Source organism: Bradyrhizobium roseum, assembly GCF_030413175.1.
GTDB classification, from domain to species: domain Bacteria; phylum Pseudomonadota; class Alphaproteobacteria; order Rhizobiales; family Xanthobacteraceae; genus Bradyrhizobium; species Bradyrhizobium roseum.
Window position 1 is genome coordinate 6,694,997 of the sequence record NZ_CP129212.1, and the last position, 20,787, is coordinate 6,715,783.

Annotated in this window: 21 protein-coding genes; 8 read left to right on the forward strand and 13 right to left on the reverse strand. The window is 64.7% G+C overall.

What is annotated here, in order from left to right; genetic code table 11:
* Positions 1–17: 17 nt before the first annotated feature.
* Positions 18–911: a helix-turn-helix transcriptional regulator gene (locus QUH67_RS31705; RefSeq protein ID WP_300943625.1), complete on the forward strand. Its 894-nt coding sequence runs from the start codon at positions 18–20 to the stop codon at positions 909–911.
* 2 nt (positions 912–913) lie between these two features.
* On the opposite strand, the gene QUH67_RS31710 is transcribed toward QUH67_RS31705, so the two are convergent.
* On the reverse strand, positions 914–2,179 hold the full coding sequence (locus tag QUH67_RS31710) for a threonine ammonia-lyase (RefSeq protein ID WP_300943627.1): 1,266 nt from the start codon (positions 2,177–2,179) through the stop codon (positions 914–916).
* A gap of 161 nt (positions 2,180–2,340) precedes the next feature.
* Here QUH67_RS31710 and QUH67_RS31715 point away from each other — a divergent pair, with 161 nt between their 5' ends.
* On the forward strand, positions 2,341–3,018 hold the full coding sequence (locus QUH67_RS31715) for a response regulator (protein WP_300943628.1): 678 nt from the start codon (positions 2,341–2,343) through the stop codon (positions 3,016–3,018).
* The gene (locus QUH67_RS31720; RefSeq protein WP_300943629.1) at positions 3,015–4,967 is read left to right on the forward strand and encodes a sensor histidine kinase; all 1,953 of its coding nucleotides are present in this window, start codon (positions 3,015–3,017) and stop codon (positions 4,965–4,967) included. Before QUH67_RS31715 ends, QUH67_RS31720 begins: the two co-directional genes overlap by 4 nt.
* Before the next feature lie 13 nt (positions 4,968–4,980).
* On the opposite strand, the gene QUH67_RS31725 is transcribed toward QUH67_RS31720, so the two are convergent.
* Entirely contained in the window at positions 4,981–5,253 is a 273-nt protein-coding gene (locus tag QUH67_RS31725; RefSeq protein WP_300943630.1) for a hypothetical protein, read from the reverse strand.
* A 256-nt stretch (positions 5,254–5,509) separates the two neighbouring features.
* Here QUH67_RS31725 and QUH67_RS31730 point away from each other — a divergent pair, with 256 nt between their 5' ends.
* Positions 5,510–5,746, forward strand: a complete 237-nt coding sequence (locus tag QUH67_RS31730; RefSeq protein WP_300943631.1) for a cysteine rich repeat-containing protein — start codon at positions 5,510–5,512, stop codon at positions 5,744–5,746.
* A 91-nt stretch (positions 5,747–5,837) separates the two neighbouring features.
* Here QUH67_RS31730 and QUH67_RS31735 read toward each other — a convergent pair whose 3' ends face one another.
* The 3 genes from QUH67_RS31735 to QUH67_RS31745 all read right to left on the reverse strand — a co-directional run bounded on the left by QUH67_RS31735 (position 5,838) and on the right by QUH67_RS31745 (position 7,668).
* Positions 5,838–6,476: a hypothetical protein gene (locus QUH67_RS31735; protein ID WP_300943632.1), complete on the reverse strand. Its 639-nt coding sequence runs from the start codon at positions 6,474–6,476 to the stop codon at positions 5,838–5,840.
* Between the two features lie 149 nt (positions 6,477–6,625).
* Entirely contained in the window at positions 6,626–7,294 is a 669-nt protein-coding gene (locus tag QUH67_RS31740; RefSeq protein ID WP_300943633.1) for a hypothetical protein, read from the reverse strand.
* 128 nt (positions 7,295–7,422) lie between these two features.
* Entirely contained in the window at positions 7,423–7,668 is a 246-nt protein-coding gene (locus tag QUH67_RS31745; RefSeq protein WP_300943634.1) for a hypothetical protein, read from the reverse strand.
* A 143-nt stretch (positions 7,669–7,811) separates the two neighbouring features.
* Between QUH67_RS31745 and QUH67_RS31750 the strand changes: the two genes are divergently transcribed.
* Complete coding sequence (locus QUH67_RS31750; protein ID WP_300943636.1) at positions 7,812–8,462, forward strand: hypothetical protein; 651 nt, start codon at positions 7,812–7,814, stop codon at positions 8,460–8,462.
* 12 nt (positions 8,463–8,474) lie between these two features.
* Here the strand turns inward: QUH67_RS31750 and QUH67_RS31755 are convergent, their stop codons facing one another.
* Entirely contained in the window at positions 8,475–9,236 is a 762-nt protein-coding gene (locus tag QUH67_RS31755; protein WP_300948318.1) for a hypothetical protein, read from the reverse strand.
* Entirely contained in the window at positions 9,193–10,173 is a 981-nt protein-coding gene (locus QUH67_RS31760) for an NAD(P)H-dependent flavin oxidoreductase (protein ID WP_300943637.1), read from the reverse strand. The genes QUH67_RS31755 and QUH67_RS31760 overlap by 44 nt, the downstream gene beginning before the upstream one ends.
* Before the next feature lie 83 nt (positions 10,174–10,256).
* Here QUH67_RS31760 and QUH67_RS31765 point away from each other — a divergent pair, with 83 nt between their 5' ends.
* Entirely contained in the window at positions 10,257–11,819 is a 1,563-nt protein-coding gene (locus QUH67_RS31765; protein WP_300943639.1) for an AMP-binding protein, read from the forward strand.
* A 10-nt stretch (positions 11,820–11,829) separates the two neighbouring features.
* On the opposite strand, the gene QUH67_RS31770 is transcribed toward QUH67_RS31765, so the two are convergent.
* The 6 genes from QUH67_RS31770 to minC all read right to left on the reverse strand — a co-directional run bounded on the left by QUH67_RS31770 (position 11,830) and on the right by minC (position 17,881).
* On the reverse strand, positions 11,830–13,884 hold the full coding sequence (locus QUH67_RS31770) for an ATP-binding protein (protein WP_300943640.1): 2,055 nt from the start codon (positions 13,882–13,884) through the stop codon (positions 11,830–11,832).
* Positions 13,881–15,377 (reverse strand): ATPase domain-containing protein, encoded by a 1,497-nt coding sequence (locus QUH67_RS31775; protein ID WP_300943642.1) that lies wholly within the window; start codon positions 15,375–15,377, stop codon positions 13,881–13,883. The genes QUH67_RS31770 and QUH67_RS31775 overlap by 4 nt, the downstream gene beginning before the upstream one ends.
* Before the next feature lie 17 nt (positions 15,378–15,394).
* A complete protein-coding gene (locus QUH67_RS35070; RefSeq protein WP_407080373.1) occupies positions 15,395–15,955 on the reverse strand; it encodes a GFA family protein in 561 nt (186 codons plus the stop codon).
* Between the two features lie 103 nt (positions 15,956–16,058).
* Positions 16,059–16,349 (reverse strand): cell division topological specificity factor MinE, encoded by a 291-nt coding sequence (gene minE, locus QUH67_RS31780; RefSeq protein ID WP_300943643.1) that lies wholly within the window; start codon positions 16,347–16,349, stop codon positions 16,059–16,061.
* A complete protein-coding gene (minD, locus tag QUH67_RS31785; protein WP_300943644.1) occupies positions 16,346–17,161 on the reverse strand; it encodes a septum site-determining protein MinD in 816 nt (271 codons plus the stop codon). The genes minE and minD overlap by 4 nt, the downstream gene beginning before the upstream one ends.
* Positions 17,162–17,179: 18 nt before the next feature.
* The gene (gene minC / locus QUH67_RS31790; protein ID WP_300943645.1) at positions 17,180–17,881 is read right to left on the reverse strand and encodes a septum site-determining protein MinC; all 702 of its coding nucleotides are present in this window, start codon (positions 17,879–17,881) and stop codon (positions 17,180–17,182) included.
* Positions 17,882–18,566: 685 nt separating this feature from the next.
* Here minC and QUH67_RS31795 point away from each other — a divergent pair.
* Positions 18,567–19,136, forward strand: coding sequence for a hypothetical protein (locus QUH67_RS31795; RefSeq protein WP_300943646.1), 570 nt, complete (start codon positions 18,567–18,569; stop codon positions 19,134–19,136).
* Positions 19,137–19,241: 105 nt separating this feature from the next.
* Positions 19,242–20,771 (forward strand): ABC transporter substrate-binding protein, encoded by a 1,530-nt coding sequence (locus tag QUH67_RS31800; protein ID WP_407080492.1) that lies wholly within the window; start codon positions 19,242–19,244, stop codon positions 20,769–20,771.
* Positions 20,772–20,787: the final 16 nt, after the last annotated feature.

A 20,787-nucleotide genomic window follows, 5' to 3' on the forward strand; every position in this document is an offset into this window, starting at 1 on the left:
CAGTCAGGTGCATATTAATGCCTATGCGGGAACTGCTGACGACCGACGAGGCGGCCGACTATCTTCGGCTTTCGGAACGCAAGCTCTACGAGCTGGTGGCGGACCGCGCCGTGCCCTGCAGCAAGGTCACCGGACGCTGGCTGTTTTCGCGCGCCGCCCTCGACCGCTGGGTTTCCGCCGGGCTGATCGCGCCCGCTGGCCTGACGCAGGTTTCCGCGCCGCCGATCGTCGGCGGCAGTCATGATCCGCTGCTGGAATGGGCGCTACGCGAAAGCCATTCCGGCCTCGCCAGCCTGCCCGAGGGCAGCGAGGAAGGCCTGCGGCGGCTGACCCGGGGTGAGGTGATGATCGCGGCCATTCATCTGCATCGGCTGGACGGCGACGACGAAGCCGCCAATCCCGAAGCGGTTGCCAACGCGGCGGGATTGCACGATGGCGTGGTCATTGCGTTTGCGCGGCGCGAGCAAGGCATCGTGGTTGCATCAGGCAATCCGCTTGATCTGAGCGACATGGCCTCGATCGCGAGCTCCCGCGCGCGGATGGCGCAGCGCCCGGCCGGCGCCGGCGCGCAATTGCTGCTGCTCGCGCTGTTGGCGCGCGCCGGCATCGCGCCGGACGATCTGAAGCTGGCAAAGCCGGCCTTCCCGACCGGCCCCGACATCGCCCAGGCGATCCGCTCTGGTCGCATCGATTGCGGGATCGCGACGCGAAGCGTGGCAAAATCAGCCGGGCTCGATTTCCTGCCGCTGGCCTGGGAGCGCTTTGACCTCGTGATGCGGCAGCGCGACTATTTCATGAAGGGACCGCAGGCGCTGTTCGGCTTCATGCGATGTGCAGGATTTCCCGAGCGAGCGGGCGAGCTCGGCGGCTATGATGTCAGCGATGCCGGCGCGGTGCGGCTGGTGAATTGAAATCACCGCCGCCCCGCCAGCCACGCCGTAAATCCCGCCTCGCCGAGCCGCTTCATCACATTTTCCAGATGCGCACGGTCCCGCGTTTCGATCACGACTTCGAGCAACGTGCCCTTGGCAGGCAGGTCGGAAAACGTGCGCTGGTGCGAGACTTCGATGATGTTGGCGCCGGCTTCGGCCAACAGCGCCGAGACCGCCGCCAATTGCCCCGGGCGATCGACGATGTCGATGGCGATCTGCGTCAGCCGTCCCTCGCGCGCGAGTTCGCGGGTCAGCACCGAAGCGATCAGCCGCGTGTCGATGTTGCCGCCGGTCAGCACCAGGCCGACGTTTCGTCCGGCAAAGCGTTCCGGCGCGGCCAGCACCGCCGCGAGGCCCGCAGCACCAGCGCCCTCGACCACGGTCTTTTCGATCGCGATCAGCATCGCCACCGCGCGCTCGATCTGGTCTTCGGTCACGAGCACGATGTCATCCACGAGACGGCGGATGATCTCGGTGGTGATGGCGCCGGGCGCCTTCACCGCGATGCCTTCGGCCAGCGTGTCGCCGCGCATCGGCAGGCCCTCGCCCTTGATGGCGTTGTACATCGAGGGATAGAGCTGCGCCTGCACGCCGATGATCCGCAATTCCGGATTCAGCGCCTTGGCCGCAACCGCGATGCCGGAAATGAGACCGCCGCCGCCGATCGGGACGACGAGCATTTCGAGCTGCGGCGCGGCGGCGATCATTTCGAGCGCGATGGTGCCCTGCCCCGCGATGATCAGGGGATCGTCATAGGGATGGACCATGACGAGGCTCTCGGCTTTGCCATGCATACGCGCAAACCCGGCGGCCTCCTCCAGCGTCTTGCCGGAAATGACCGTCTGGGCGCCGTGTCGCCTGGTGTTCTCGATCTTTACCATCGGCGTGCCCTCGGGCATCACGATGGTCGCGGGGATGCCGAGCCGGTTCGCGTGATAGGCCAAGCCCTGCGCATGATTGCCGGCCGACATCGCGACGACGCCGCGCCGCCGTTCCTCCGGCGTCAGCGCCAGCAAGCGGTTGAGCGCGCCGCGCTCCTTGAAAGAGGACGTGAACTGCAGGTTCTCGAATTTGAGCCAGAGCTGGCAGCCGCAGATCTCGCTCAGCGTCCGGCTCCGGTCACATTCGGTGACGATGACCGAACCGGCGATGGCGGCGGCGGCCGCGGTGACGTCATCGGGCGTGACGGCAAGGCGCCGTTCTGATGACTGCGTGTCCGGCGGGAGATTTGGGGGGAGCTTCGACATTTGAGAGCCTCGTTGCGAGGCAATCGTATAAGCCTTTTCCACCGCGCGTTCTCCCTTGAATTGCGCAGAAGCTTCGCCCCATGAACATGGGTGTCGTAAAATGCAACTATGGCGTTACACTTAGGCCAGGTTCGCAGGGGATGGCGGCCGGAGTTTTTCAGATGAATTCATTGGGCGACGGATCGCCGGCGGAAGCCATTACGGTCGTGCTGGTCGAGGACGACGCGCCGACGCTGTGGCGGCTGCAGGATGCCTTGAGCAAGGCCGGATACCAGGTGAAAGCCGCGGGCACCCTCGCGGAAGCCCGGGCCTGTCTTGCGCAGGGCGCGCCGCGCGTACTGCTGACCGACCTGCAACTGCCCGACGGCCACGGCGTCGACCTGATCCGCGAAACGCGGCAGCGCTTTCCCGATACCGAGATCATGGTGATCTCGATCCTCGGCGACGAGGAAAGCGTGATCTCGGCGATCACCGTCGGCGCGACCGGCTATCTGCTGAAGGACGCGTTCCCGACCGACATCGCCGCCACCGTGCGCGACCTCGTCGCCGGCCATTCGCCGATCTCGGCCTCGATCGCGCGCTTCATCGTGCGGCGGACCCAGAACACGCCCGAGCCGCCGCCGGGCCCCGCCCTCAACACCGCCAAGCTGACGCCGCGCGAGATCGACATTCTCTGGGGCATCGCCAAGGGTTTCAGCTACGCCGAGATCGCCAGCCATCTCGGCCTGTCGCGCCAGACCGTGCCCGGGCACATCAAGAACATCTATCGCAAGCTGGAAGTGCATACCCGCGGCGAAGCGGTGTTCGAGGCGGTCCAGCAAGGCCTGATCCGGTTGTGAACGGTCGCGGCGGGGACGCGACGGCGGAACAACGCCCGGCCCGCGAATGGCGGCCGCTGCGGACGTCGCGCCTCGTCCAGTATCTGTTGCTGCAGGCGGCGATCGCCGGCCTCTGCGTGCTGGCGCTGCTGCAGTCGCTCCCCGGACCTCCCGCGCAATATCAGGTCACGGCGTTCAATCTCACCGAGGCCGGCGCCGAACGCGCGGTGACGCTGCCGTATTTCTCGTCGCTTCGGAATGCGATGGCCGATCCGCCGCGCTTCAGCGGAAAATTCGTTCGTCCCGCCGAGGAGGCTGGACACGCCTGGTCGGTGTTCCTGCCGCGCTTCACCAACGGCGTCGAGGTCACCGTCAACGGCGTCGCGGTCCTCGATAGCCGGCGCGATCCCGCCGCCAACCGGCCGGATCGCAATGCGCCCGCGATCGCCGTGATTCCGCCGTCGCTGCTGCACGACGGCGACAACGCGATATCGATCCGGCTGTTCATCTGGGGGCCGGTGACCGGATTTCTCGATCGCATCTCGGTCGGCCCCGACGAATTGCTGCGCCCGAGCTATAATCTGCGGACGCTGATCTTCGTCACCCTGCCGGTGGTGTTCTCGTCCTGGCAGGCGATTCTCGCCGTCATTCTCGGCATCATGTGGGTGATGCGGCGCCATGAGCCGGCCTATGGCGTGCTGGCCGCCGCCATGGCCGTCGGCGTCGCGCAGGCTTTTCTGCAGACACCGATGGGCGACGTGACGCCGTTATCCCGGCTCAACGTCGTCCTGATCGCCTCCGCGCCGATCGAATGCGCGCTGGTGCTGACGTTTGCGCTGTTGTTCTCGGGCATGAAATGGCCGCGCTACGGCTGGATCCTGTTCCTCCCCGGCGGGCTGCTCGCGCTGGCCGGCCTGTTGGGAAACCAGGCGCTGGTGCGCGGGCTGTTTCTGGTTCTCGCCGTTCCGATGGTCGGCGTATCGCTGGTCCTGATGGCCGTCATCACCGCCCGTTCGGCGCTGAAACGGCAGAACGTCGCGAGCTTTCTGCTCGGCTGCGCGGTGACGATCATGCTGACGTGCTGGATCGCCGACATGCTCGCGGTATTCCAGGTGGTGCCGAACCGCATCTTCGTCTCGCGGCTGTCCTATTCGGCGATGCTGGTGGCGATCGGCGCCGGGCTGACCTGGCGGTTTGCCCGCGCGCTGAACGAGGTCGACAGTTTTGCCGGCCGTCTCGTCGCGCAGGTGCGCGTGACCGAGGAAAAGCTGAAGGCCAGTTTTGTCCGCGAGGAAGAGCGCGCCCGCGCCGCGGCGCTGGCTCGGGAACGCACGCGGCTGATGCGCGACCTGCATGACGGGCTCGGCGGCCAGCTCGTCAGCATCGTGGCCCTGAGTGAACGCGGCAATGGCGGCGAAGGTATCGCCGACGCGGCGCGCGCGGCGCTGAAGGACCTGCGGCTCGTCATCGATTCCATGGACGACATCGGCGGCGACCTGATGCTGTCGCTCGGCTCGTGGCGCGAGCGCGCCCTGGCGCAGCTGCGCCCGCACGGCATCGCGCTGGACTGGCGCGCGGGTACGGCGCAGGGCCTGCCGGTGCATCCCGAATTGCGGCCGTGGCACGTCATCCAGATCGTGCGGCTGCTCGATGAAGCCGTGACCAATGCCGTCAAGCACGCCGATGCCAAACGTATCACGGTGAGGATCGAGACGCTGGCGGGCGCCGATGGAATGGAGCGCGGCTGCATCACCGTCGAGGACGACGGCAGGGGGTTTGAGGTCACGCCGGAGGGTACGGCGGCCGGTTCGATCAAGGCGGCGCGCGGCTTGCGCAACATGCGAAGCCGCGCAGCACGCTGCGGCGCGGAGCTGGAATTGAGTTCCTGCCTCCGAGGGGACGTTCAAGGCACACAGGTGAGGCTGACCTTGCCGCACCGCTTTCCCGACAGCGACGGCGCTGCGGGATAGTCGTTGATCTCGCTCAGCGACGGCCGACGCGATTGACCGGACCACCGCGGTTCATCGGCGTGCCGGCACGAACGCCGACACCGGGAGCCCCGACACCGACGGCACCGACGCCAACGGCCGGCGTGGCAACAGCGGCCGCCGCGACCGGCGTCGGCCGCGCCACGCAGCCCTTCGGCACGCCGACGGTCTTGCAGTACACCACGGCGGCCTGCGCCGATCCCACACCGCCGACGGCGATGGCCGCAAGCACCAGACCAGCGCTCAGCAAAATTGCCTTCTTCAACATCTCGCATCTCTCCCGAATTGGGCGTGCAGCTCCTTGCGATGTGCCGATCGGTCACCGCAGCCGACGCGAGACGTACATGATCGATTGAAGGGTTCGGCAACATCCCATGAAAATGGTGCGCGCAGGCACGCGCCGCTTCTGCACGCATTGATTGCAGGTCGATTCTTCGCCGCCATGAACATGGCATGGACCCCAAGCGTAACCTCGACGAGTTTTCGCGCGCTTCAGCCCTCATGCTTCCTTCGAAAGGTTATCCATGACGAAAACGATTCGCATTCCGGCCGCTGCGTTAATCCTGTCGCTTGCGGCAAGCTCGCTGGCTTACGCGCAGTCCGGCCCATCGCTGCAGGAGCAGATGGCCTGTCGCTCGGATGCCGGAAAACTCTGCTCCGAACACGTCGGCAAGCCGCCGCAGATGAACGCGTGCCTGAAGGCGAACAAGGAGAAACTGTCGGACAGCTGCCGCAAGGTGGTGGAATCACGCGGCGGTTAAGCTACCGGAAGCGCCGAACAAGATTGTCGGGCGCGATGACGCCTTAAACATCAACGCGCTCGCGGGACGCCACATCCAACCCGGACGGAAATCAGTTGCCGCGATCGAACAGCCTGATGCGAGGCATCTCGACTCGCGCCGGTTCCGCGAACATCTCTCGCGGCTCGTCTTCTTCACGGATCCTGATTCGCCGTGGCTCGGTTACTTCACGGACCCGCTCTTCGACTGCCTCAAGTTCCTCATCGCGGGGCTGAACTCTGCGCCGCTCGGCCCAGGCCTGACGCCGCTCGGCGCGACGCTTTTCCGCTTCGGCGCGCCTGAGGTCGAGGTCGCGGGCTTTCGCAAAGGCCTCGCGTGACGGCGCGGCTTTTTCGCCGGCCTGTTCGACCGACTTCGATTCGATCGGTTTTACGGATTGCGTCGCGGGCTGCGCAGGCTGCACGGCCACGATATCGGTTGTCGGCTTGTCTTCGGCACGGGTGATAGTTTTAGAAGACGCGACTGCGTTATCGGCCGGCACGGCCACCTGCGTTTGCGGCTGCGTTTCCCGAGCGGGCGCGGCGGCAGAGTTCGACGCGACCGGTGGCGGCACCGGCTGTGCTGGCGCCGCCGCAACCGAAATCGGCTCGGCCGACATCCTGCGTTCCAGCTTGGAAACCCCTGAGGGCGAGTTGGCAATGTTGGCGGCGAGATAGCCGCCGCCGAGACCGGCGGTGATCGCGACGATCACGGTTCCCACGCCTGCAAAATACGCCGTTGATGTCCGCATGTTTCGGCTCCCATCATCCACGCGGCCAACGCGTGGCATGGGCCGATGTTCCGGCGCGGTTGGGTGAGGAAAACCGGAACCGACGGCGCTGCGTTTGCAGCGCCGGATGCTCAGATCATCGAAGCGACTTTTTCCAGGCCGATGATGCGCGCGAGCGAACGGACTTCGTTCTTCTGGTCTTCCCGCAGTTGGAACAGCAGCGGCATCGCCGCCGACTTCAACTGCTGGACTTCCGCCGAGTCGGGATCGATCGGCATGCCCGCGGCATTCGGGTTGGCCTGACGGCCGGCGTGGATCTTCCGGGCGACGGCGCGCAACGCGGTTTCGACCGCCGGCCAGTAGGATTCCTGCGAGGCGGACAGTTTCAGCCGGTCCTTGATTCCGGCGATCTGCACGTCGCTCAGCAGGGCGTAGTTCTTCTGCGGTTGCGGCTTGGCGACGACGGGTTTGGGCTTTTGCGACGCTGTGGCCGGCGCCGTCGGCGTGGGAGGAACCACTTCCTTCGGCAGCCCGATATCGGCGGGCGCAACCGAGGCATAGGCCTGGCGCAGCGGCTCGCTCAAGGCGGCGGTTGTCTGCGGCGGCTCATAGGCGGCGAGCGCGTAACTGACGACGGCCAGCCGGTCCTTCTTGGCTTCCTTGTTCGACACCGGCGGCTTTGCAGCAGCCGCGGCCTGCTCGGACGGAGCAGGTACAATATCCCGGCCGATAACGGCGGTGGCGGCAGCGCCAACCACGAGAAAGCCGAGCAGCGCAACAATCGTCACTGTTTTGGTCAAAAAGGTCTCCATTCCCGCCGACGTTTGGCCCTTTTGCCCAGAACTGAACGACAATTGAGGCGTTACGATGCCATTCGGGCCGCAACACCATCAAAAATCGGGGGAAATCGCCCCGAAACGAGCCCGAATCAGGCCGCCGCGGCCAATTCGTAGGCTTCCTGGATATCGGCAACGATATCGGAGGCTTCCCACAGCTGGTCGGGTTCGATCGCCTGCAGGGTGACGGTCCAGTTGTTCGTGCGGTTGCGCGGCATGCTGACGACGTCGAATTCGATGCCGCGGCACAGCGGATGCCGGTCGAGCGCGAACATCACCCGCCGCCGGATTTCCTCAAGGGTGGCGGGGGATTTGCCAAAATACCGCTCCAGATCCATGTCGAGCCCCTTCCAGATTTGCCCGGCCGACCATGGCGGCCAGCCATCCTCTGGGGCTATTGTTGAGCCTGATATGGTTAACAGTGCGTTAAGCTCGTATCGGCACGGGCCGGGAAGGCGAGCGGCGGAGCGGAACAGCCGGCATGGCTGAGATATCTCAGGCGGCAACGGCCGCCACCGGGCCGTTGGTCCGCAGACCCCTGGCGGCGACCATCGCGGTTTCAGCGGTCACGCTGGCGGTAACGACCTTCGAGCTGGCGATGGCGGATTGGCCGTCCGGCTTTGTCCTGCTCGCGGCGGTGCCGCTGCTGGCGCTGGCGTTCTTCTGCTGTCTCGTATGGTCCGCCACGCTGTTGCTGAAAATCCGCTCTGACGGCGCGAGCTTCGCCCTCCCCTTCCTGATCTGCGCCGCGACGCTCGCCATCCTCGCCTACGCCCCGCTGCATCAGATCGCGCTTCAGCAGAACTTTCGGTGGCACCGGCAAGACCGCGAGCGGATCGTGGCGCAGGTCGAAGCCGGCGAACTGAAGCCCAACGTCGCCTACAACAAGAACCTGATCGCCCTTGGCGACCGCGAGCCCAACGTTTCCGCGCAAGGTAATGACATCGTCGTCGATGAGACCGACGAAGGCACCTATGTGCTGTTCCTAACCTCGCGCGGCCTAAAGCATTATTTCACCGGCTTCCTGCGCGTGCCGCCGGGCGGCGATCCCAAAAAGTTCTTCGAGTTCGAGGACAGGCCTCCGAGCCAGCTCGTCCGCTACGACAAGGATTGGTATTTCGTGGCGAATTAGCCTTTGCAGCCGTCAGGCAAGGCTCGATCGAAGCGCATGTGCCGTAATCCGGTCTTCATACGCGTGCCAGCCATCCGCCTTGCTGAACGCCAGCACATCACCCATCAGATTCTTGACCTCGAGAACGCCTTCGGGCTCCTCAGCCAGTATTTTCGCGTAGACCAGCGTCGATCGAAGAGTTTCGTGCGACCAATTCTTGATCAGGAGTTTTGATTTGCCTCCGCGCATCTTCATTTCGATGTAGGGGCTGGGCGTGCGCGCGATATCCAGGACCTGGAGGTCGCGTACGATGGATGCGAACCGTTGCGTCGGCCAAGCCGCACTCAGTTCGCATGCATAGCAGGGGAAAACGTGGACGACGCGAATGTCATCTGGCCAGCCGGGGTCGGACCAGCCTTGCATGAGGCGGCGCTCCGCCCCGGACAGGTAACCGAGCAGGTCAAATCCGGATACGGAGCGCGGCAAGAGGCCGCAATCGCCGGGAAGGCCGCTACCACGCATTTGCGCATCGATCGCGATCAGGAAAGGGTCGACCACCGTACTGACGAGTTCGCGAACGGGACCGGACAGTTTCACGCCAAAACAGATCACCTCGTCGGCCTGATGGTAAAGGGCGTGCACGGTCGAAATCGCGGTTGCACGGGAGGCAGTTCGCCAGCCAGCCCGCGCATATGGCATTGCATCGGCAATGTATTCCATCACATCGATCTCCAAAAAACAGCGCGCGCAGCTACCGCAGGTCGATCCGCGCCGACGCCAGACGATATTCGTCACGGGTTCGCTGCGCCAGCTCGTCCACCGACAGTACCGCATCCACCCCCGAGACCGAATGCCCCGCGCTCCAGATGTCCTTCCAGCGTTTTGGACGGTTCTCGCGCGCGCCGATGTCGATGTCCTTGCCGATGTCGATCGCGCCGCGCTGCGGCAGATTATCCGGGTCAAGACCGGCCGCCTCGATCGATGGGCGCAGCATGTTGGTCTGCAACCCCGTAAACGCGGTCGTCAGCAGGATATCGTCGGCACTGCTGGTCACCAGCAGTTCCTTGTATCTGGGATCCGCCATGCTCTCGCGCGTGGCGATGAACTTTGTGCCCATATAGGCGAGATCGCAGCCGAGCGCCTCGGCCGCGCGCAGCGCGTGGCCGTCGGCGATGCCGCCCGCCAGCACCAATGATCCATCGAAGAACGCGCGCACCGCGCGCACGAACACGAAGGGATTGAGCCAGCCGGTCTGGCCGCCCGCGCCGGCCGTCAGCAGCACAAGTCCGTCGGCGCCGGCGGCAACGGCACGCTCGGCGTGGCGGATCGAGGCGACGTCGGCAAACACCAGCGCACCGGCATCATGCAACGGCCCGATCACCGGGGCCGGCGAGCCCACCGAGGTAATCACCATTTCGGGCCGGTGCCGCAGCAGCACCGCCAGATCCTGCTCCAGCCGCGCATTGGAGCGATGCACGATCAGGTTGGCGCAGACCGGTGCTGACGGTTTGCCGCTTGCATCCGCGTGCGCCTTCAGTCTGATATCGATGTCCGTCAGCCATTCGTCGAGTTGTTCGGGACTGCGGCAGTTCACCGTCGGGAACGAACCGATCACGCCGTTACGGCATGCGGCTACCACGAGGTCTGCGCCCGAGACGAGAAACATCGGCGCCGCGATCAGCGGCAGACTGAGCCGGTCGCGAAAGCGCGTTTGCAGGTCGATCGTTGGCAAAGTGTCACTTCCCGGGCTAGACGCTATGGTGCAGAACATTGGCACGGACGAAGGCCAATTACAAAACAAGCGGGAGAGAAAGAATGAGCCATCCGCTCTACGCGTTTCCGACGGCATGCGAGCAGACGTTGCGGGCGCTGGCGCGCTATCCGGAGCGGACGGCCTTCAGTTGGCCGGGTGGTTCGATCACCTATCGCGGCGCAACCGGGATGATCGGGCGGATGCAAGCCGTCTTCATGCAATTCGGTTTCGAGCCCGGCACCCGCGTCGCGTTTCTCACCGCCAACCGCGCCGATACCTGGTGTGCCGGCGTCGCCGCGCAATTGTCGCGGCTGGCGATCACCTGGCTGCATCCGCTGGGTTCGCTGGACGACCAGGTGTTTCAACTGGAGGATTCCGAAGCGCAGTTGCTGGTGGTCGACGGCGTGACGTTCCGCGATCGCGGCGGCGAGCTCGCCGCCAGGGCATCGGGCCTGAAAACGGTGTTCACGCTCGGCCCGGCGGACTACGGCGCCGATCTGCTGCAGGCGATCGAGGCCGCCGGCAGCGCCACCGCGTGCAACTTCGCCGGCCCCGACGATATTGCGACGCTCAACTATACCGGCGGCACCACCGGCAAATCCAAGGGCGCGCTGCGCCATCACCGCCAGGCCAGCGGTTTCACCAGCGCGATCCTCGCCGATTTCGAAATTCCGCAGACGCCGAGCTATCTGACGGTGGCGCCGATCAGCCATGTCGCCGGCACAAAGGTGCTGCCGACGCTGATGCGCGGCGGCACCGTCCACATGCTGAAGGGTTTTGATCCCGAGGCGGTATTCAAGACCATCGAGCGCGAGCGCATCAATTTCACGCTGTTCGTGCCCACCATGATCTATGTGATGCTGGACCACCCCGCACTCGACAAGACCGACCTCTCCTCGCTCGAACTGCTGCTGTACGGCGCTTCCGCGATGTCACCGAGCCGGCTGGTCGAAGGCATCGAGCGGATCGGACCCGTGTTCTCGCAGCTTTACGGCCAGACCGAATGCTATCCGGTGTCGGTGCTGCGCAAGAAAGACCACGATCCCAAGACCCCGGAGCTGTTCTTGTCCTGCGGCTTCCCGATCGCCGCCTGTCAGGTCAGGATTCTGGACAATGACGACCAGGAGGTCGCCACCGGCGAGGCCGGCGAGATCTGCGTGCGGGCCGGTCACGTGATGGCCGAGTACTGGAAACGGCCGGACATCACCGCGGAGACGCTCAGGAGCGGCTGGCTGCACACCGGCGACATCGCACGCAAGGACGAGCGCGGCTACATGTTCATCCTCGATCGCAAGAAGGACATGATCGTCTCCGGCGGCTTCAACATCTTTCCGCGCGAGGTGGAGGATGTGCTGTCGCAGCACGCCGATGTGGCGATGGTCGCCGTGGTCGGCGTGCCCGACGACAAATGGGGCGAGGCCGTCACCGCCGTGGTCGTGGCGCGCGAGGGCGCCAAGCCCGATGCAGATGAACTGATCAACCTGGTGAAAGCGAAAAAAGGCTCGGCGCATGCGCCCAAGCACATCAAGTTCGTCACTGAACTGCCGATGACCGGTGTCGGCAAGGTCGACAAGAAGGTGCTGAAGGCCAGCTTCTGGACCGGCCGCGACCGGATGGTGGGCTAACGGAAACCGATCATGCCAGCAATTGATCGAGCTGATCGCGCAACTGGTCCTGATGATAGGGCTTTGCCAGGCGCGGCAGGTCGAGTTGCGCCCCGTCAGGCAACTCGGCATAGCCAGTGGCCAGCAGCACCGGTAGTTTAGGGCGCACCTTGCGCGACGCCGCGGCCAGTTCCAGCCCGGTCATGCCGGGCATCATATGGTCCGTGACCATCAGGTCGAGCGGCTGCTCGCTCTTGAGAATGTCCAGCGCATGCTGGCCGCAGTCGGCGCCGATCACTTGATGGCCGAGATCTTCCAGCATTTCCGTGGTCGACATCGCAATCAGCGGGTCGTCGTCGACAAACAGGATGACCGCCTTGCGTTTGAGCTTTTCCGCCGGCAGCACCGGGCTTTCGGCTACCGGCGCAACGGTGGCGATCGGCAGCACCAGCGTTGCGCTGGTGCCTTTCCCGACGGCACTCGTCATTTGGAGCGCGCCGCCAAGCTGCACCGCGAGCCCGTGCACCATGGATAGTCCAAGCCCGGTGCCCTTGCCGACCTGCTTTGTCGAGAAGAACGGCTCGATCGCCCGCTTCAGTATTTCCGGTGACATGCCGCTCCCGGTATCGGCGACCGAGAGCTTGAGATAGCGGCCCGGCCCCAGCGCCACCTCGCCCGTCGTCTGATATTCTGCCACGGAGATATAGATCCTGCCGCCATCGGGCATCGCGTCACGGGCGTTGATGGCGAGATTGAGAATCGCCAGCTCGAGCTGGTTGGCATCGATCCGCGCCGGAGGCAGGCCCCGGGGAATATCGAGGCGCAATTCGGCACGGGGGCCGAGGGAGCGTTGAAGCAGGTCGACCATCCCCTCGATCAAGGCGCGCAGGTCGACCGACACCGCGCGCAAGTCCTGCTGGCGGGCGAAGGCCAGCAACCGTTGCGTCAGCGATGCACCGCGCTCAGCGCCCTGGATCGCGCCGTCAACCAGCCGGTGCAGGCGCGGATCGTCTGGGATTCGCTTGCGCAGCAGGTCGAGGTTTCCCATCACCGCCATCAGCAGGTTGTTGAAATCGTGCGCGACGCCGCCGGTGAGCTGGCCGATGGTTTCCATCTTCTGGGCCTGGCGCAATTGTTCCTGCGCCTTCTCGCGCGCGGTCACCGCCTTGATCAGGTCGGCGGTTCGCTGCTCGACGCGCTGCTCCAGCGTCGAGGTCAACTCTGCCAGCGCGGTGCGTTCGGCGGCGAGTTGGGCGAGCAGATTCTCCCGCTCGATTTCGGCGGTCTTGCGCGCGGTGATGTCGGAGCAAACGCCGACCAACGACTTTAGGCTGCCGTCGGGGCGATACACCGGCCGGCCGCGCACGTCGACCCAGTGCAGCGAACCGTCGGGCCAGATATTGCGGTATTCGATGTTGTAATCGCCCCCCTGTTCGAGGGTGCGCGTGATGCTTGCCTCGCGTCTTGCGCGATCGTCGGGATGGATCGCGCGCACCAGGTCCTGATATGTGAACGGGCCCTCCACATCGCGTCCAAATGCGGATTTGCAGGCTGCCGAGGCTTCGAAAACAAGCTCGGGCAGATGCAGCTCCCATGCGCCGAGTTGACCGGCCGTGAGCGCCGTTTGCAGCAGCTCTCCGCTTTCGGTCAGATCGGCAAGGATCGCACGCGCCTCGTATTGCCGGCGCCTTCCACGCACGGCGGAGCCGACGATGCTGACGAGCGTGGTTGGGTGAAACGGCCGCTCGAGAAAGGTCACGTTCCCCAGCGCCTGCCCGATCCGCGCCGCGTCGGGGTTACGCTCGGGACCGCCGCCCTGATGCGTCAGCAAGACGATCGGGAAATCGGACCATGCCGGCTGATCGCTGAGCCAGTTGACGAGACTGCGCAGGTCCGCGGTCTTGATCGCCTCGTCGGCGATCACGGCAAGACCCGCGCCGACCTCGATCTCGCTCAGCAACGCTGGAAGATCCTCACAGGCTTGCGCGTGATAGCCAGCCTCGCGGATCAACGCAGACGCGACCGCAGCGTCGCGGCCTTTCGGCGCGAGAATGAGGGCCCGCTCGGAGGACGGACCAGCCTTCACAGCTCCTGGTCCTCCAGCAGAGGTTTGCCCTCGCCGACATAGACCGGAACGCCCCGCAGCACGCCCTGGAAGCCGACAAGCGGCCCGCCGAGGGTAAGGCCGCGGTTGTCGATGCGATATTCGCGGATCGTTGCTTCATGCGCACTGGTGCGTTTCTTGATGACCGACAGCGCCCGGCGCACACTGCCGATGGCCTCGAAATAGCGCAGCAGGACCACGGTATCCGCAAGATACGTAACATCGACCGGCGTCTTCATGTCGCCGACCAGGCCGTGCTGCGCGACGGTCATGAATGTCGTCGCCCCCTGGCGATTGAGATATTGCAGCAACTCGTGCACGTGCAGGATCAACGAATTCTCCTCGGGCATCGCAGCCTGATAACCGTTGAGGCTGTCGATCAGCACGGTCTTGACGTTGGACTCATTGACCCGCTTTCGAACGCGATGGGCGAATTCGCCAGGCGACAGTTCGGCAGCGTCGACTTGCTCGACGGAGAGGTTGCCGCTGCGCTGCATCGCTTCGAGGTCGATCCCAAGGCCTTTCATGCGGTCATACAGTAAGCCCAACTCTTCATCGAAAACGAAGAAGGCGGCCTTCTCACCCCGCGCTACCGCGGCCACGAGAAAAACGATGGCGAGCAGCGACTTGCCGGTCCCCGCCGGCCCCAGGATCAGCGTGCTCGATCCGCTCTCGATGCCGCCGCCGAGAAGCTGGTCAAGTTCGGCGATCCCGCTCGAAAGCTTGCGCCTCTTGTAGCTTGTCCGATGTTCCGAGGCCACCAGCCGCGGAAACACGTTCATTCCGCCGGTGGCAATGGTGACGTCATGGAAGCCGCCGCGGAATTTGACGCCGCGATATTTGATGACGCGCGCACGACGCCGCTCCGCGCCATAGGCCGGCGCCAGTTCCTCCAGCCGCAACACGCCGTGCGCAACGCTGTGGATGGTCTTGTCGCCGAGGTCGGAGGACATATCGTCCAGCAACAGCACGGTAGCGCCAAAATTCGAGAAATAATGCTTGATCGCCAGAATCTGGCGACGGTACCGCAGCGAACTCTGCGCCAGCAGCCGTATCTCGGAAAGGCTGTCCAGCACCACCCGGTCCGGCTGCGCGCGATCCACGGCGGCAAAGATCTGCTTGGTGGTTTCGCCCAGTTCGAGGTCCGAGGAATAGAGCAGGCTCTGCTGCTGCTCGGAATCGAGCAGGCTCTCCGGCGGCAACAACTCGTAGATTTCGATGCGCTCGTCGAGCGTCCAGCCGTGGGAGGCCGCACCGAGCCGCAATTCGCGCTCGGTTTCGGACAGCGTAATATAGAGGCATTTCTCGCCGGCGCGGGCGCCCTCCATCAGGAACTCGAGCGCAATCGTGGTCTTCCCGGTTCCGGGCGCCCCCTCGATCAGAAACATATGCTCCCGCGTGAATCCGCCAGCCAGGATATCATCCAGGCCCCAGATACCGCTCTTCGCCTTACCCTCAGCCGCCTCGACCAACATACCCTCCCAAACCGAGATCAATTCCGAGCGGTATCAAGCAGTTCCACGAACCCGGAACATTTCTGCATGGAAGGTGGCTGACAGCTACCTGCCTTGACCTGATGGGAGGGGGGCACCAAGGCAGCGCGCCGTTCCATCGGCCGCGTCGGCCCGGCGAGTTCGCCATCCGGGCAGTAAGCTTCCCCAGCGATTGGGCTCAGTCTCGAAACACTGCGCGCAGGGCGCCGGCTGCACCCATGGCTGCGCGCTGCGTTAGGGAAATGCGCGACCGGCACCAGCCACGACGTATCGCCCACCGTGCCGGCGCGAAGGCTTACGATTTCGGGCCGGCCGTCGCGCTCGCCGTAAAGCCGCGTGCCGCAAGTGCCGCCGAACCGCAAGATCACCGCCGTGCCGTTCGGCGAGGTGTGATGCCAGCCGGCCGGCTCGCCGTGCAGGATGCGAAAATCCCTCAACCGGACCGCATGTTCAGCGCGAATGCGCTGCCCGTCTGGTGCTGACAACCGGTGCCGTTGCGGGTGTAAAGCAGCAGCGGAGACGACGCGATCTTGTAATGGTCGCGCCGCACTGGCAGCCACCGGTCATCGGGAGGGAGGGTCGCGGCGATATCATGGCCAGGCTAGGATGCGAATGCCCTCGCATCCTAGCCCCGGCGGATCGATGGTCTATCGATGCGCCGCGTCAACCGGCCATGCGCCGCTCGGAAACCTTCTTGTCGAAATTGTTGGGCACTTCGATATCGACCTCGAGCGTCGAGACCGTCTTGCCACGGTCGAGCTTGACGATGACCTTGTCGGGGTCGAGCTGGATGTGTTTCGACACCACCGCGAGAATTTCCTCCCGCAATGTGACCAGCAGGTCGGACTGACCGAGCAGTCCGCGCTCGTGCGACAGCAGAATCTGCAGCCGCTCCCGCGCAACGGGGGCGGTCGCTTCGCGGCCGCCGAACAGCCGCAGCAGCCTTATGCTCATGCAGCCCTCCGACCCAGCAGCCGATCCATAAAGCCCTTGCGCTCGGTCGGCACGACCATGGCGACTTCCTCGCCCATCAGGCGGCGCGAGGCGTCGGTGTAGGCACGGGCCGGCGCGCTGTCGGCATTGTTGAGCGTCACCGGCGTGCCGACGTTGGATGCCTTCAGAACATCTTGGCTTTCGGGAATGATGCCGAGCAGCGGCGTGGCGAGGATTTCGAGGATATCGTCGATGTTGAGCATCTCGCCCCGCGCGGCGCGCCCCGCATCGTACCGGGTGATCAGGATGTGCTTTTCCACCCGCTCGCCGCGCTCGGCCCGCACCGTCTTCGAATCGAGCATGCCGATGATGCGGTCGGAATCGCGCACCGAGGAAACCTCGGGATTGGTGACGATGATCGCCTCGTCGGCAAAGCGCATGGCGAGCGTGGCTCCGCGCTCGATGCCGGCGGGGCTGTCGCACAGGATCCAGTCGAACCGGCTCCTGAGTTCGTCGATGACGCGGCCCACGCCCTCATCGGTCAGCGCATCCTTGTCCCGGGTCTGCGAGGCCGGCAGCAGCCAGAGAGTTTCCAGCCGCTTGTCGCGGATCAGGGCCTGCGGCAGCTTGGCGACACCCTGCACCACGTTGATGAGATCGAACACGACGCGGCGTTCGGCGCCCATCACCAGATCGAGGTTGCGTAAGCCGACGTCGAAATCGACCACCACCACATTTTGCCCGCTCTGGGCAAGCGCTGCGCCAAGCGCAGCCGTCGTGGTTGTCTTGCCAACGCCTCCCTTGCCCGAAGTAACGACAAGCACCTTGGCCATACGCGATCTCCTTACCGGTTAATTCAGCGGTGTAATTTTCATGGTGTCGCCCTCCAGCCTGGCTTGCGCCGGGCGGTTACGGAGTGAGACGTCGATTTCTTCTGCAGTCTGGTAGTAACCATCGATCGCGAGCAGTTCCGCCTCGATCCTCTGGCAGTAGATACGTGCGCTGGAATTGCCGTTGACGCCCGCCATCGCGCGGCCGCGCAGCGTGCCGTAGATGTGGATCGATCCGCCGGCGACGATCTCCGCGCCGGAGCCGACCGACCCCAGCACGGTGACGTCGCCTTCCATGAAGACGATCGACTGGCCTGACCGCACCGGGCTGTCGAGCAACAGCGACGTCGGCTTCGGCTTGGCTTCGGGCTCGGCCTTTTGCGCCGGTTCGTTGCGCGTGATGACGCAGGCGCGTCCGCCGGTCAGCAGGGGCGGCATGTTCGCCGCGAGTCGTTCTTCCTCGACGCCCTCGATGCCGAGGACGCGGATGTTGCGCTCGTTGAGGCTGCCGACGAGATGGGCGATGGCGGCGCCGGAGAGGTCGACGGCGGCGAGGTCGAGCACGATCGGCTTGCCGACGAAATAGCCTGGCGAGCGCGCCAGCGTGGCGTCAATCTCGGCGAGCCATTCGACGATCGGCACGACGGGGCTGAACACGAACGCGACGTAGGAACGGCCGCGCAGCCGGACCAGTTGACGCGTGGGATCGGCTCGGACGTCCATGATGTTCGACTCGCCTTTCTTATTGAAAGGTTAAGAATCGACCAGTTTGGTTAACGAGTAATTAATGCGCTGACCCGCCCCGCGCGCGGAAAACTGCGAAATTGAAGCCGAATCCGGCGTATTTGTGGCCGATTCTGGCTGCCGCGTTTGGTCCCACGTTCACCAAAGCCTTGTAAACAAGGGTCTTGTGAGTTGTAGCCAAGCCCAACTCAACTTACTTTCGTCACGTTTCCGACCTAAATTAGTCCTTGCGCGGTTCCAAAAAAGTTATGTGCGCTGGTGGACTTGCTTAAGTCTGGCAGCCCATTCCGTCAGGCAGACGGATATTGCCGGCAGGGGAATTGAGGCCGTGGGAGCCGTGGGGAAGGTGTGGTCGCGAGACTCGATCTCGCAGGCAGGGGGCGTCGAGCAAAAAGACGACGCACAACAGCCTGATTTGAATCTTTCTACCGAGCCTGTCGACGCGGGAGCGGACGATTCCTCCGCGCACCTCCTCCGCGAACTGGAACTTTTGTCAGATGCATGCCCCGTAGCCGTGTCGCCACCTGCGAGTGCTCCGGCTCAAGCCAATGCTCAGGTTCATCCACCGAGCGCCGATCCGACCCATTCCAGTCCGCCGAGTGCCAGTCCGCCGAGTGCCAATCCGGCCAGTGTCAATCCGCCCAGTGTCGTGAGGAGTGAGCGTATGAGTAGTGTGAGCGAGCAGGATCATCTCAATCCCCGCGATCCCTTGTACTACGCGCCGCGCTCGCTACGGGAAAGGTCGGCATCGCGCGGCGGGAGCCTTGAGGTGCCGTACACGGCGGCCTCGTTCGATTCCCAGCTCGAAAGCGCGGTATCCGATGCGCTGCGTCATCCTCTCGATCCCGAACTCATGCACGAGCCCACCGTCGAGTCGAAGAAGGCATGGTGGACCGTCGCGGCGCGTTCCGCCGCCGCGATCGGCGTCGCGGCTCTGATCGCCCTGTTCTTCGTCGTTGCCGGGCCGGGCTCGCGCCCGAGCGAAGGCGACCAGGCCTCGGCATTCGCCAACTTCGCACAGTCGGTGAAGAACGCGCTGCCGCAACCCGGAGACGGCGCGCAAAAGCCCGCCATCAACGAATTCCAGGCCCTGCTCGCCGCCACGCCGGCGAGCGCACCGGCCACGCCGGCGAGTACCCAGCCGGCGTCCGAGCCGTCGAACCAGTTGCTCCAGCAGTTCATGCAGTGGCGCGAGAAGCCGGATCCGGCCGCGCCACAACGCACCACCCCCTGATCCGACGGAGGGCTGATCATGCCCGAGAACCGACGTGCGGCGATCTCGTTCTCAAAGGAATTTACCATGACCTCCCACCGCCTTCCCCTGCTGGTCGGGGCCATGATGTTAGGCCTCGCCGCCAGCGCGCAAGCCGCCGGCGACATTACGATCGTTCGCGACCTTGCCAGCCGCGTCGGTCCCGTGATCGGCTCGGCGCAGGCGTGCCGCGACATCGCACGTCCGCGCATCCAGACCATCGTCGACAAGTTCTCCCAGGTGATCCGTGAGGCCTCGTCGAACGAGGCGGAGCGCTCCGACCTGACCCAGACGTTCGATCGCACCGTGGCCGAAGGGCGCTCTGCCGTAACCTCGGGCAGGATGGACTGCATCCGGGCCGACCGGCAACTGGCCGACCTCGAACGCTCGATCTCCGGACCGAGCCTATCCAACGTCATCGGCACGACGCCGGCTGCGGCTGCGACCGCCGCAAACGCGGCGACCGCGCCGACCGCTCCCGTCCCGACCGGACCGCTGCCCCGCGGCATCGGCGAAAAGGAAATCCGCTTCGGCATCGCGGCCCCCTTCTCCGGCTCGGCCCGCGAACTCGGGCGCCAGATGAAGCTCGGCATCGAAACCGCCTTCAACCGGATCAACGATGCGGGCGGCGTCGACGGCCGGATGCTGAAGCTGTTCGCCGCCGACGATGGCTACGAGCCCACGCGTACCGTCGAGGCCATGAAGCAGCTCTACGAGAAGGATCAGGTGTTCGGCATCGTCGGCAATGTCGGCACCCCGACTGCGGCGGTCGCGATCCCTTACGCGCTGGAACGCCGGATGCTGTTCTTCGGGGCCTTCACCGGCGCAAACATCCTGCGCAACGACCCGCCGGACCGCTACGTCTTCAACTATCGCGCCAGCTACGTTCAGGAGACCGACGCCGTCGTTCGCTACCTCGTCAAGATACGCCGCCTGCAACCGCGGCAGATCGCCGTTTTCGCGCAGCAGGATTCCTACGGCGACGCCGGATTTGCCGGGGTCGCCAAGGCGTTCCGCACGATGGGCGTCAGCGACAGCGCCATCCTGCGGCTCAACTATGCGCGAAACACGGTCGACGTCGACGAAGCGGTCAACCAGTTGAAGCTGGCGAAGCCGCCGATCAAGGCCATCGTCATGGTCGCGACCTACCGGGCGGCCGCACGGTTCATCGAGAAGACCAAAGACGCCTATCCCGGCCTGATCTACTCCAACGTCTCGTTCGTCGGTTCGACAGCGCTTGCCGAAGAACTGAAGCTGCTGGGGCCGCGCTACACCAACGGCATCATCGTGACCCAGGTGGTCCCGGCGGTGTCGGGCTATTCGTCAGCCGTGCTCGAATACAAGAACGCGCTCGCCAAATATTTCCCGGGCGAAGCCGCCGACTACGTTTCGTTCGAGGGCTATGTCGCCGCCAACGTCCTGATCGCAGGCATCAAGCGGGCCGGGCCGCAGCTCGACACGGAGAAGCTGATCGACACGCTGGAGACCATGCGCAATCTCGACCTCGGTCTCGGCACCCAGCTTTCGTTCGGCCGGTCCGAGCACCAGGCCTCCAACAAGGTGTGGGGCACCGCGCTCGATGAGAACGGGCGCTATCAACCGCTCGAACTCGAATGATCAAAAAAACACCGAC